Below are 13389 nucleotides of genomic sequence, written 5' to 3'. Positions count from 1 at the left end.
CCACCGGTATTCCTCCAGATCTCTACGCATTTCACCGCTACACCTGGAATTCTACCCCCCTCTACAAGACTCTAGTTCGCCAGTTCGAAATGCTATTCCTAGGTTGAGCCCAGGGCTTTCACATCTCGCTTAACAAACCGCCTGCGCACGCTTTACGCCCAGTAATTCCGATTAACGCTCGGACCCTCCGTATTACCGCGGCTGCTGGCACGGAGTTAGCCGGTCCTTCTTCTGTAGGTAACGTCACAGTAACGTGCTATTAACACGCTACCTTTCCTCCCTACTGAAAGTGCTTTACAACCCGAAGGCCTTCTTCACACACGCGGCATGGCTGCATCAGGGTTTCCCCCATTGTGCAATATTCCCCACTGCTGCCTCCCGTAGGAGTCTGGGCCGTGTCTCAGTCCCAGTGTGGCTGATCATCCTCTCAGAACAGCTAGGGATCGTCGCCTTGGTGAGCCATTACCTCACCAACTAGCTAATCCCACCTAGGTTCATCCAATCGCGRAAGGCCCGAAGGTCCCCTYCTTTCCCCCGTAGGGCGTATGCGGTATTAGCAGTCGTTTCCAACTGTTATCCCCCTCGACTGGGCAGATCCCTAGGYATTACTCACCCGTCCGCCGCTCGCCGCCTCAGGAGTAAACTCCCTTGCGCTGCCGCTCGACTTGCATGTGTTAGGCCTGCCGCCAGCGTTCAATCTGAGCCATGATCAAACTCTTCAATTAAAGTTTTGTTGTTTGACTTACGTCAAACGGCTCAATGAATTCTACTGTTTTGATTCGCTTTGCTCACTAAGAAACATCGCGTTTCAATTCATACATTACTGTATGTACATATTACTATGAACACTCAATCATGCTTCCCGCTAAGGAGAATGACTTGAAAACATTGATTTAAATTTTTGACTGCTAACCCGAAGGCTAAGCAGTTTCGATTAACTCAACACCTGTGAGTGTCCACACAGATTTGCTTGATAAATTGTTAAAGAGCATGGTTAGCGGCTTATTCAGCGTTTAACCCTTGACCCCGCTGGGTCAGTGGATGCGCATTATAGGGATGTCAGATTTTACCGCAACCCCTTTGGCGCGAATAATTACGAAAAACGATTCAAGCGCACACTTTTTAAACTAAAAGTGTGTTTTAACGCCAATATTATCGAATTTGTGCTGGATTAAGGCAAAAGATGAGGTTAACCCAGCGCTAGAAATGACAAGAGCCAACCTATTAGTTAGCTCTTTATGCCATATTAGATCGCTTTTAACGCAAGCTTCCATTCAACAAGAGCAACAACCCACGCTACTGGCTACTATGATAGTAGCTACTTGAGATGAACTTAATAAGCAAATGTTTATCTGCTTATTAAGTAGTAGCGTAGCGACTAGCCTAGGCTTTTTAAGTAAGCTGGCACATCGGCAATACTGTCGAGTACCACAGTGGCATCACTGTCATCAGCAATAACCTTACCACTGCGCACTAATATACGAGTAGTCACGCCCGCAGCTTTCGCGGCCTGCATATCTTCAGCTTTGTCGCCAACCATGACTGAGTTCGCTAAGTCGATTTTTAAGAATTGCGCCGCATCATTGAGCATACCCGGCTTAGGTTTACGGCAATCACAATCAACCTTATATTCCCCTATGCCTTTCTCGGCATGATGCGGGCAATAGTAAATACCATCGAGCTCGACCCCTTTGTCGGCAAAGTTCCAATCCATCCACTCCGTTAAGCTGTGGAATTGGTCTTCAGTATACATGCCACGGGCAATACCGGATTGATTAGTGACGACAACTAACTTGTAGCCCATTTCTTTTAAAGAGAGGCAAGATTCAAACACACCGTCAATATATTCGAAGTCATCCACTAGGTGGACATAACCATGGTCTTTGTTAATCACACCATCACGGTCTAAAAATACTGCTCGACTCACTGTAATACTCCCAAATCGCCTAAGGCGTTATCGCGCTATTATTCCATTCATTATCAGAAATTGCACCGCGAAGTTATGCTTTTAGCGCTAAATTGCGCATTAGTGATATTTCGTGGCTGTACAGGCAAATCTCTATGCACAGCTTGTGTCTATGCGAGATAGCAATTGTCCCACCAAATTAGAGTCCAAAAAAATCCAGCAGTGAAATGTGTAATTACACTGTTTTAATCAAAATACTCAATCGAAGAAGCTGAACAGCGTTTTTACAAATAATTGCCACCGTTGCCATCGAAGCCGCTCGCAAGGAATGCGCTTCAAATCGTAAGAGAAAACCACAAAAAAACCCGTCTTTTGGGCATTGTTAGTCTCTGAGATGCTGCACTCAATCAAGCATTTCCCTTTATTTGTGGTGTTTTTAACGGTAATCTTGGGCAAATAACGAGAAAATACCCGAAATAGACGGAAATAATGAGTCGAACTACGCCTATCGTCCACAAAACCCGCACCCAGTTAGTTGTTGAAGTGCTCAGAGAGAGAATTCTTTCAGGTGACATAGCCGCAGGAGAACCCCTCAGACAAAGTGCCTTGGCTGAAGCGTTAAATGTCAGCCGTATTCCGGTGAGAGAAGCATTATTGCAACTCGAAGCCGAAGGACTCGTTAAGTTTGAGCCCCATAAAGGTGCGACCGCGACAGTTTTATCCGTCGAACAAGTCACCGAACTCTTTGAATTACGTGCAATGATCGAAACCGATCTGCTTGCGAAAGCGATCCCACGACTTCAAGAGGCTGATTTAGAAAAAGCAGAACGTGTACTCGAACAATTGGAGTCGGCCTTCAAACATGAAGATGCCGTCGCCAGTTGGAGCGAGTTGAATACGCAATTTCACACTTGCTTATATCAGGCGGCTAATCGCCCACACACCCTTGAGGTTGTTCACGGCCTCAATACTAATTGTGATAGATACATTCGTTTGCAGTTATTGCTCGCGGGGGGGATTCCTGCTGCAGAGCATGAGCACAGAGCTTTACTCAACCACTGCAAACTGAGAGAAACAGAAAAAGCGACGGCGCTACTGCGTCATCATATTCTGCATGCCGCAATGACAATTCGAGATCTCGTCGCCAAACAGGTGGTCTAGATCACGGACGGCCATTAGAGTTGCCGATAAGCTTTGTTGTCGATTCAAGGCAGCGCTCAGGTTCTGCCTTTTTTATTTGAGAGAAACCACCATGCAGTACGCCACTATCACAGGTTGGGGCAAATGTGTTCCACCAGCCACTCTAACCAACGATGATCTTGCGACCTTTATCGAGACATCCGATGAATGGATTAAATCTCGCACCGGCATTAGCCAGCGCCATATCAGTCATGTTAACACCTCTGAACTCGCTTCAGTTGCAGCACAACGTGCGCTCGCAGCAGCGGGTATTGATGGCAGTGAAATCGACATGATCATTCTGGCCAGTGCCAGCCCAGACACTTTGATCCCAAATATTGCATCCACTGTACAAGCTAATATTGGCGCCAGTTGTGCCGCATTCGATATCAATGCTGCCTGCAGTGGCTTCTTATATGGCTTAGGTTTAGCCAGCTCACAAATCAAGAGTGGCCAGAGCAAGAAAGTATTAGTCATTGGTGCTGAACGTTTATCTTTCTATTTAGATTGGTCGCGCCGCGAAACTGCAGTGCTATTTGGTGATGGTGCGGGTGCCGTTGTGGTTGAAGCGACAGATGTTGCCGGTGGCGTGCTCGGTTATGAGCTAAATAACGATCCTGAAGGTCGTGATATTCTGAAAGCGGGCTTTGGCACGGCGATGGACAGATTCTCTGCCGACTCATTGGACTTTTTCATTGAATTCGATGGCCAAGAAATCTTCAAGCGTGCGATTAACGGAATGAATAAATTGAGCACTAAAGTGCTTGAAAAATGTGGTGTTGATAAAGATGAAGTGGATCTCGTGATCCCGCATCAAGCCAACGAACGTATTATTGATACCTTAGTTAGCCGAATGAAAATCCCGAAAGAAAAAGCCTTCGTGAACATCGCTAATTATGGCAATACCTCGGCGGCGACGATTCCAATTGCCATTTGTGATGCGTTAGAACAAGGCATTATCAAGCCGAATCAAACCATACTCTCTTGTGCCTTTGGCGCAGGCTTAACCTCTGCCGCACTCTTGCTGCAATGGGGTAATCGCGTCACACCTATCAATATCAGTGATGCCGAGTTACCGCCTTGCGATAAAACAGGCATAGAGTTAGTCAAACGCGCTGTAGATTATTTTTGTAAGCCGTAAACGGTTTCTGCAAAACGATTACATAGTGTTTCACTAAAACATAAAAGCCATCTTAATCGATGGTTTTTTTAGTATATGACTACAGAACTTATTCATTCAGCTTGCTAATGATCATCTCATCCCAATAGATAGCTTGATTAAAATGTTCGGCGAGTTTTTGATTTAACTCGTTAAAGCCTTTAATCACGCCTTCGCTGCCACTAATACAAGACCAGACAAATCGATGGCAATTATTATCGAATAAATCATATTCCCGATACTGATAAATCGCCTGTTCAGCGCGGGGCAACACAGAGTCGGCAATAAGAGGCTGATGTTGGTGATTACAGGCAAGATAGATTTGGCTACCGGTCCGTCCCGCTAAAAAACGCTTTACCGATACAGCCCGTACCAGCCCTGAGCCATGTAACTCTACGAGGCAATCATCACCAAGCCAAATGCCAGTATGCTCAATCACGCCAAAAACATAACAACAGACGATACTCCCAGGAATTGGCGATACTTGTTTTAATCCCTTTTGCCATTGACTCGGCGGTGCCACCATAGCGCGATTGGCAACGGGGTACTTAGGGGCCTTACCGAGTAATCTGTCACGCTCAAGCTGTTGACGCTGCTCGCGCTCATCGGCCAGCAAAACCGCACCGATTACGGCACCACCCACCCAAAGTAAAGGTAACGGCATCATATTCTCCTACCCACTCAACTTAGTAGAGTGAAGTACAAGTTGGTTGGATTGCCAAATCAACGGCAGGTTGAATTTGAACAGAAGATTAAATGTCAACTGAGTTTAGCTTGTCAGTGATTAACCTAAGATGAAATCAAATTGAAATCAAAGTGAAACCAATCCATCTCAAATAGATTCACTCACCACAAAGAGTGATTTCAGTTAACACTGACTAAGTCGATTTTTGCAATAAATCAGCCACGGTAAGCTTTGCCGCACCGCCCATGGCGGCCATTTGCGCGAGTAATAATTCTCCACAAGCTAAGGCATCGGTCAGCGCGCTATGGGCCGTATAAATGGGTAAACCATAACGCTCGCGACAAGCGCCAAGGCGCAAACTCCCCTCTTTAATCACTGAGTGCTCCCGTAGTAAACGGTGTTTTTCAATCATTAAAGTATCAATTGTAGGTAAAACAAGGGCTTGATGATAAATCGTCAATAAATCCTGCTGTAAAAAACGACAATCTAAAGGGGCATGATGTGCCACCAGCACACGGCCATAGGTTTGATTGATAAACCAGCCCATAGCCTCCTCAATGGTGACAGCTTGCACCAAATGATTATCAAGAATGCCGTGGATCGTCGCGCTTTGGCCTACGCTGCCGCGAATTTGCACTAACTTTTGCTCGGCGCGTACCAACGGGATCTCACCGCGCTCAATCGGCACCAATCCAATGCTGAGAATTTGATCTTGCTGCGGATTGAGCCCTGTCATCTCCAAATCCATCGCCGTTAACGGCGCTTCGGATAACGGCATTGCCAGCAGAGGCAACAGCGACTGATAATAGCCTTTAAATAAATGATGTTGGCAACGCAGCGCCCGCCAATTGAGCTGAGTTTTCAGCAACAATGTATTCATATCAAAAGCTTCGCATAAATTTCATCTTCATCCCCGCCTGCGCCTCATGTACGACTTTAAAAGCGTCACGTAACTGATGACGAACCAGCGAAGATAAATGCCCAGGCAGCAAATAATTACTCACCTCTACCCCTTGATTATGTTGATAACCTTGGTTCGATAACCGCATATGGGCGATAAACTCGTGGGCATCAGCCAAATTGAGCGCATCTTGTCGATTGAGAATATTCGCATCCATCAAGGCACGAATACGTTTTGCAGTATTCACTTCTTTAATGCCCGCAGACAAGGCATAAACACGGGCAATATCGTTGATCAATGCATTGCCCTTATGTTTCAAATCTATGCCTTTAACTTCGCTACCATCCCGTTCGAGTACAAATTTGCGGAAAAATCCTAGCGGCGGCGACTCCACCAGGGAATTACCTGTCATACCCGCGAGGAAAATATCGTTATCGCGGGTTTGAGCTAAGACTTTATCCTGTAAGGCATCAAAAAGGGTTTGTGGACCGTAAACCGATCGCATATCGAAGAAGATGCTGGCGTGCATTAACGCCTTAGGCTCAGGCGTTATGACCCATTTTTCAAATACCTGTTGCCACTGTTTGAGTGACATCCGCCATTGGGGATTTTGCGCCATAATATTGCCGGGACAAAATTCATAACCGCATTGGTCAAGCCCTGCGCACACGGCATGGGTTAAGGCATCAAAATAACCTTTAGCAAAATCATCCATCTCTTCTGCGACTAACAAGCCATTATCTTGATCTGAACACGCAGCCTGATCTTGTCGTCCCTGCGAGCCAAATGCCAACCAGCAAAAGGCCATTGGCGGTTCACCAAGCAATTGTTGATTGAGCACAATTAATCGCCGCGTCAGCGCATCGGTGACAGAGGTTAACACTCGACCAATTTCTTCAGCTCTGGCATCGGCACTAATAAGATTTTGCAGCAATAGGGGAATTTGCTTACTGACACCAATTAAACTGGCAAGATCCTGCTGCCGTTCAATCTCACCAATCAACAGTAGCGGTTGTGAGCCCTGCCCGCGCAAGATGTCAGTACTGGTCACCATACCGATAGCTTTATCTTGATCGATAATAGGTAAGTGATGAATGTTATGCTCACTCATCAGCAGCATGGCTTCAAAAATCAAGGCATTGGAGGAAATCGAGATAGGTGAAACCGTCATAGCTTGATGCACAGCAACGCTGCCATCAAGCCCTGCTGCTAACACGCGATTACGCAAATCCTTATCGGTTAAGATGCCAACCAATTTATGATTATCCGTCACCAATAAGGACGATACTCGGCGATTTCGCATCAAGAGTGCCGCCTGAGTCACGCTAGCTTGGGCATCTATAACGATGGGAGTGGAAGACATCAAGGTACTTATCCGACTTGTGGTCGTCAGATCCTTTGCCTTAAAGCGGGCCTCATGGCGTAAACGCTTTGCGAAGGCGCGGGTAAAAAACTTATCGAAGTGACGACTCTCACTCCTAAGGCTATCAAACAAGGCTTGGGGCAGATGATAAACTAGACCGTCTTCAAGAATAGCGACTTTATTAACGACTTTTTCCCCTGATAACAAAGTAGAAAAGCCAAAAAACTCACCCTCGCCCACTCTATCCACCAACACACCGTCAGGATCGCGCACCTCAAAGGCGCCGCTACGCACCATATACAACTTAGGCGAATTCGCGTCGAAATTAACATAACCAGAGGCTTTGCTGTAATACCCAACAGTAACAGCCTTAGCGCAGCGCACGACTACATCCTCAGGCAGAGCATCAAAGGGCACAAGTCCCTGTAGAAATTGCACTACGGGTTGTAACTCACTGGCATTCATAGGCAACACCTTCTTTAGGCGAATTTTTACTGAGATGTCATCACTATAGCCTGCATTGTCGCTACGCTACATTCGACTAAAGTCAGCCGCAAGCATAATAAAGTGACTCCCCACAGAGTGATAAAGGCAGGCCAAAAGAGGCAATAAAAAAAGAGCGCTGAAGCGCTCTCTTGTGTTGATACTCACCATTACGCAGTAAGGTTAGTGGCCGCTTGCTTCACCCGAACCTTTAGGGAAACGAATCGATTCAACCATCTCCTGAACATGCAGTGGTGTTGCCGCAGTGACTCGACTCACTATCGCTGCCACACCGAAGTTCACTAACATGCCTACCATACCAATACCTTCTGGTGAAATACCCAGGAACCAGTTAGCAGCTACGTTAGCCGTTGGATCAACAAACTTGAAGTAGATGATATAACCAGCAGTAAACAGTAGACCCGTTAACATACCGGCAATCGCACCTTCTTTATTCATTGTCTTAGAGAAAATACCCATAACAATGGCAGGGAACAGTGAGGAAGCCGCTAATCCGAAGGCGAATGCCACCACTGCCGCCACGAAACCAGGAGGGTTCACCCCAAAGTAACCCGCAATCACAATGCCGATACCTGCCGCCAAGCGAGCGTATAGCAGCTCTTTTTTATCGGAAAGGTTAGGCATTAAATTCTTTTTCAATAGGTCGTGTGAAACCGACGTTGAAATCACCAATAGCAAGCCTGCAGATGTTGATAACGCTGCTGCTAAACCACCCGCCGCCACGAGGGCGATAACCCAAGCTGGTAAATTAGCGATTTCTGGCGTAGCAAGTACGATAATATCGTTATCAATCTTCATTTCATTTTTGCTAGCGGGATCTTCAATCTTACCTGACGAATAGTAAATTTTACCGTCGCCATTTTTGTCATCCCACTTAATCAAACCGGTTTTTTCCCAGTTCTTAATCCAATCTGGTGCAGACTCATAAGCCACACCTTTAGAATCGGGACCGTTAATAGTTTCAATCATGTTCACGCGGGAGAACGCTGCTAACGCAGGCACTGTGGTGTACATAATAGCAATAAAAACAAGCGACCATCCGGCAGTGATACGTGCATCTTTCACCTTAGGTACAGTGAAGAAACGCACGATAACATGGGGTAAACCCGCAGTACCCACCATCAAGGCACCCGTAATACAGAACACATCTATCATGCTCTTAGAACCGTCGGTGTAAGGTGCAAAGCCGAGCTCAACCGAAACGTTATTGAGTTTTTCTAACAAATACACACCGCTATTATTGCCAGCGGCATCCAGTAACTCAGCACCAAAACCAATTTGCGGAACTAAGTGGCCTGTCATCATCACTGAAAGGAAAATAGCCGGAACCATAAAGGCGAAAATCAGTACGCAGTATTGGGCAACCTGAGTGTAGGTAATCCCTTTCATACCACCGAGTACCGCGTAGAAGAACACGACCGCCATACCGATATATACGCCAGTATCCACCTCCACTTCAAGGAAGCGCGAGAACACAACACCCACACCGCGCATTTGCCCTGCAATATACGTAAAGCAAATAAAGATGGCACAGATAACCGCTACAGTACGTGCCGCCTGTGAGTAATAACGCTCTCCGACGAAATCTGGCACAGTAAACTTACCAAATTTACGTAAATACGGTGCCATACAAAGGGCAAGCAATACGTAACCGCCCGTCCAGCCCATCAAGTACACGCTACCATCGTAACCGACGAAAGACACAATACCCGCTAACGAAATAAATGACGCCGCTGACATCCAATCTGCCGCCGTTGCCATACCGTTCACCACAGGGTGAACACCGCCGCCAGCAACATAGAACTCTTTGGTTGAACCCGCACGGGTCCAGATTGCAATCCCAATGTAGAGCGCAAATGAGAGCCCTACGATAATATATGTGAGTGTTTGAACATCCATCTCAAAGCTCCTTAGTCTTCTTGTACGTTATATTTTTTATCTAAGGCGTTGGCTTTTGCCGCGTAGACAAAGATAAGCGCAACGAATACATACATAGATCCCTGTTGTGCAAACCAGAAACCTAATTTGAATCCCATGAAATGGACTTCATTGAGTACATCAACCAATAAAATGCCGCATCCAAAAGAAACTGCCGCCCAAATGGCTAATAAGCTCAGTACGAGACGAATATTCTCGCGCCAATAACCCTTTGCCTTGTCGTTGTTTTCAAAACCCATAGTGACTCCCCTGTGCTGTTTTAATTTTAAGTCATGTTTAATCTAGCAACAGCTGGTGTGAGCACAATCACGACTTTCGTCTAACCCGTGATTCAAAACACTGTCCGAAAATAGCGAATAGAAACAAATTCAAAGAGTTAACAATGATATTACATTTTGATACGGTTTTAACTTTTTTAACAGGTTAGACCAATGTCGAACATGAATGAGTGGGATGTGAATGGAGAAAGAGGATTTGCAACCCATAAATAGAAATAACTTATTGTCTGAACTAGGGAAATTAGAAATTTAAATGACCTTTAATACGACTCTAGACTGGTTAAAAATCAGATAATTGAGATTTTTAGCCTAGATTATTGAGAGTTTTAATCATGAGTTCCTCAATTAATTAGAGACGTTAAATCTCTCATCAAACCTAGGTCAGGCCAATTGCTTACCGTTTTATTTCATCATGTTATTTCGTCAAAATGTTAGGGTTTGACTCACAGTCACCTTGCAGGTTTACAACAAAAAATAACCCAGCCTATGCTGGGTTACTCAATCGACCTTGAGGAAACGTGACTAAGCGTTACTCGCAACAAGCAACTTTCATCGCATGATACATCGCGCGCCGTCCGTCTATAAAATGCCGTTACTTCGCAGCTAAAAACTTCACTAACGCCGCCAATTCTTCTGCGGTATGTGCGGTTGAGGTCAGCATATAACGGCCATTAACCAGTAATGACGGTACCCCCTTGATCCCAGCAAGCTCAGCTTGAGAGTCATAATTCATTAGGGTGAATTTAGCATCGACGGAATTCATCGCGGCATCGACATCATCCGCCTTAGCGCCTTGGGCAAGGAAAAAGGCTTTTACTTGCTCAAGGGTGGTAAATTGCTCACCTTTCTCATGAATTTGCTTAAAAATGGCACCATGGGTTTGCTTAGTCATCTTTAATTTTTGCGCCATATAATAGGCAAACTGGCTCAATTCCCAAGCGGGACGACCTGCACCAACGGGTGTACGCTCAAAGGCCACATCTTTGCCAAGCAGCTTTACTGTCGACTCAATGAGCGGTTCTTGCTTATAACAATGTGTGCAGTTATAAGAAAAAAACTCCCGCAGCACTGGCTTTTGCGTTTCGGTAATGCCCGCCACAGTGACATAATCCTTGCCTTCTTCGAAACTTGCAGCCTGCAGGGCAAAACTGGCACTCAGCATTAATCCGCACGCAAATACTGCTATAGGTCGAACTCGATTAAACACGCCCATTATATTGTCTCTTTTTATTCGTCATTTGTTTAAATAAATAAGGATTACACATTTGCTAAAGCAAATTTGGAACCCAAAGATAACCTAAAAGTTCGACTTTTACCTTTTACAGTAATGAACCTTTCTCAACATGCCGCTAGCATATCCAGCGGCGAAACATACTGATATCGAAAGCCTAAATCTGTGACAATCGCGTCAGCTTGGATGACTTTACTCGGCATAGATTGTTGATTAAATTCTGGCGCGACTAAACCTAGAGATTCGGCAGCAGCTTGATAAAACTCAGCTTTAGTCGGATGTGAAGGTGCGCAAAGATTATAAATCGGCGCCACTGATAATCCAGAATGAGTTGCCGCGAGAATTGCGCTAACGGCGTGCACACAGTCACTAAGATGGACTAAATTTACCGCGACATTCGCCCCACTCACATCAGTTTTTCCAGCAAGAAAACGCCCAGGATGACGTTTAGGACCGACGAGTCCAGCAAAACGAACGATACAGGTATGGGGCAATGCTTGAAATAAAGCTTCAGCATCTAATAGCACTTGGCTATCGCTTGATTCTGCTATCGCATCGGCTTCTGTCATCAATTTATCTTGGGTCGGATATACGCCCGTAGTGCTGATAAACACAATCCGCTGATATTGCCAGCCTTGAGTTAATGCGATGAGTTGTTGTAATTCTTCAAGATAAGCGGCATTACCACGCTTTAATCGGGGAGGAATATTGACCACTAAATAATCGGTCTGAAATAAACCGCTTAACGCCTGAGCATCGGGGGCAGATGATGCTTCGTGGCCCAATTGCAGCGGATAGGCTTCAATCCCGACTTCAGTTAATACCGATAATTCTTCGGCACTGCGCTTACAGCCAGTGACTCGATAGCCCTCATGGACAAGTTGCTTTGCCAAAGCAAAACCAAACCAACCACAACCGACCAAAGCAACACTGGATTTTACTGTGCTGTTTTCTGCTTTTACATTCGCCATATTAGCCCTAAGGGAATCACATCAGCGGATAGAATACGGAACTTAGCGCATAAGATTCAAGTTTGTAGCGAACTAAAATAAAAACTAATCCCTTTATCGACTTGTAAGGTACGAATAGCCCCCTCGGACAACTCTTCCGCCTTGATGGCTTTTTGTACTGTCACGCCTTCATTACTTAAAAAACGCAGCGATGGTTCACTGCCATCCTCTTTGCAGGCCCACACTTGGGGTTGACTCACATCTTTAGTCGTCATCATGACTTTTGCGATACAGCCATCGGAGAGTTTCACTATGGTTCCTGGTGGATAAATACCGAGAATTTTAACCAAAATAGCGATTAAAGATTCGGCATGTTTAGTGGCCCGATTCTTAAACAAATAACCTAAAGCGACTTGAGGGGAGGATATTTGTTGACCACTGAGCTGTTGATCGTAGTCATTTGCCAAACTTACGATCTGCGTAATGATAGGAATTTTATGGTCAGTTAACCCATCAGGGAAACCTGAACCGTCAATAAACTCATGGTGGTGTAGCACAATGTGGAGTACTTCTTTTGGGAATAATCCGGAACGATTGAGCATGTCATAGGCGAAATTAGGGTGCATTTGCAGATAATTTGACTCATGAGGTGTTAAGGCTCCACGCTTACGGCGAATAACATCAGGTACCTTAAGTTTACCAATATCATGTAACAAACTACCAAGAGCAATATCACGCAGTTCCCTTGGACTTAAATCCAGTGCATGGCCCATCATCATTGCTAATACTGCCACGGAGACGCCGTGCTGGGTCACACTGACATCGTTATCATCCATTCCAACCAAAGTGAGGAAAGGTTTTTCAACTTCCTGTAGATGGCTGAGCAAGTCTTCTACCAATGACGCCGACAATCGATAGGCACCTTCGGGATCACTGGCTATCTTGCCAAATACATTTCTGCAGTTATTTACGTTCTCAAGGAAACGTTTTTGGCTTAAACGTATCGCCTTACGGGTATCGGCCTTAAGATCTCGCTCAGGTGGAACTTCAATTTCATATTCAACATCCTTATCTTCCCTAACTGTCTCCGATCCGCGATTCAATTCAGATAACAAAAAAACATAGGGAACACCTAAGCCACGGATCATTTCGATTTGAGCGGCACTGCTAATATCAACACGGTTAAATAAAAAAGGGTGGTTCGTCCATGACAAAGGCAACTTGACTCTCATGCCAAGTTGAATTTCTGACAGTAACAACTTTTTTTGAGGTACTTTTGCCACGCAATATGACTC

Annotated in this window: 11 protein-coding genes and 1 rRNA gene; 2 read left to right on the top strand and 10 right to left on the bottom strand. The window is 45.4% G+C overall.

The window, feature by feature from the left end:
* Both L5L97_RS19440 and gmhB read right to left on the bottom strand, forming a co-directional pair.
* A 16S ribosomal RNA gene (locus tag L5L97_RS19440) occupies positions 1–725 on the bottom strand; the annotation flags it as partial.
* A 653-nt stretch (positions 726–1378) separates the two neighbouring features.
* The gene (gmhB, locus tag L5L97_RS19435; protein WP_198574014.1) at positions 1379–1927 is read right to left on the bottom strand and encodes a D-glycero-beta-D-manno-heptose 1,7-bisphosphate 7-phosphatase; all 549 of its coding nucleotides are present in this window, start codon (positions 1925–1927) and stop codon (positions 1379–1381) included.
* 468 nt (positions 1928–2395) lie between these two features.
* Here gmhB and L5L97_RS19430 point away from each other — a divergent pair, with 468 nt between their 5' ends.
* Both L5L97_RS19430 and L5L97_RS19425 read left to right on the top strand, forming a co-directional pair.
* Entirely contained in the window at positions 2396–3067 is a 672-nt protein-coding gene (locus L5L97_RS19430; RefSeq protein WP_028760950.1) for a GntR family transcriptional regulator, read from the top strand.
* Positions 3068–3158: 91 nt separating this feature from the next.
* Positions 3159–4226, top strand: coding sequence for a ketoacyl-ACP synthase III (locus tag L5L97_RS19425; RefSeq protein ID WP_028760951.1), 1068 nt, complete (start codon positions 3159–3161; stop codon positions 4224–4226).
* Positions 4227–4314: 88 nt separating this feature from the next.
* On the opposite strand, the gene L5L97_RS19420 is transcribed toward L5L97_RS19425, so the two are convergent.
* The 8 genes from L5L97_RS19420 to L5L97_RS19385 form a co-directional block, all read right to left on the bottom strand.
* Positions 4315–4908, bottom strand: a complete 594-nt coding sequence (locus tag L5L97_RS19420) for a lecithin retinol acyltransferase family protein (RefSeq protein WP_263183557.1) — start codon at positions 4906–4908, stop codon at positions 4315–4317.
* 214 nt (positions 4909–5122) lie between these two features.
* Positions 5123–5809 carry an exonuclease domain-containing protein gene (locus tag L5L97_RS19415; protein WP_173244176.1) on the bottom strand — a complete coding sequence of 229 codons (687 nt, stop codon included), beginning with the start codon at positions 5807–5809 and terminating at the stop codon, positions 5123–5125.
* A 1-nt stretch (position 5810) separates the two neighbouring features.
* A complete protein-coding gene (locus tag L5L97_RS19410; protein ID WP_173497354.1) occupies positions 5811–7658 on the bottom strand; it encodes a DUF294 nucleotidyltransferase-like domain-containing protein in 1848 nt (615 codons plus the stop codon).
* Between the two features lie 201 nt (positions 7659–7859).
* Complete coding sequence (locus L5L97_RS19405; protein WP_105252157.1) at positions 7860–9596, bottom strand: sodium:solute symporter family protein; 1737 nt, start codon at positions 9594–9596, stop codon at positions 7860–7862.
* Between the two features lie 11 nt (positions 9597–9607).
* Positions 9608–9874 (bottom strand): DUF4212 domain-containing protein, encoded by a 267-nt coding sequence (locus tag L5L97_RS19400; RefSeq protein ID WP_006082142.1) that lies wholly within the window; start codon positions 9872–9874, stop codon positions 9608–9610.
* A 631-nt stretch (positions 9875–10505) separates the two neighbouring features.
* Entirely contained in the window at positions 10506–11126 is a 621-nt protein-coding gene (locus L5L97_RS19395; protein ID WP_263183554.1) for a thiol:disulfide interchange protein DsbA/DsbL, read from the bottom strand.
* 125 nt (positions 11127–11251) lie between these two features.
* Complete coding sequence (locus L5L97_RS19390; protein WP_168824139.1) at positions 11252–12115, bottom strand: NAD(P)-binding domain-containing protein; 864 nt, start codon at positions 12113–12115, stop codon at positions 11252–11254.
* Positions 12116–12171: 56 nt separating this feature from the next.
* Positions 12172–13377 carry an HD-GYP domain-containing protein gene (locus tag L5L97_RS19385; RefSeq protein ID WP_263183551.1) on the bottom strand — a complete coding sequence of 402 codons (1206 nt, stop codon included), beginning with the start codon at positions 13375–13377 and terminating at the stop codon, positions 12172–12174.
* Between the last annotated feature and the right edge of the window lie 12 nt (positions 13378–13389).

The sequence above is a fragment of the Shewanella sp. SM71 genome (assembly GCF_025653905.1).
GTDB lineage: Bacteria > Pseudomonadota > Gammaproteobacteria > Enterobacterales > Shewanellaceae > Shewanella > Shewanella oncorhynchi.
The sequence above is the reverse complement of the archived record's forward strand: the minus strand, read 5'-3'. Positions and strand labels throughout refer to the sequence as shown.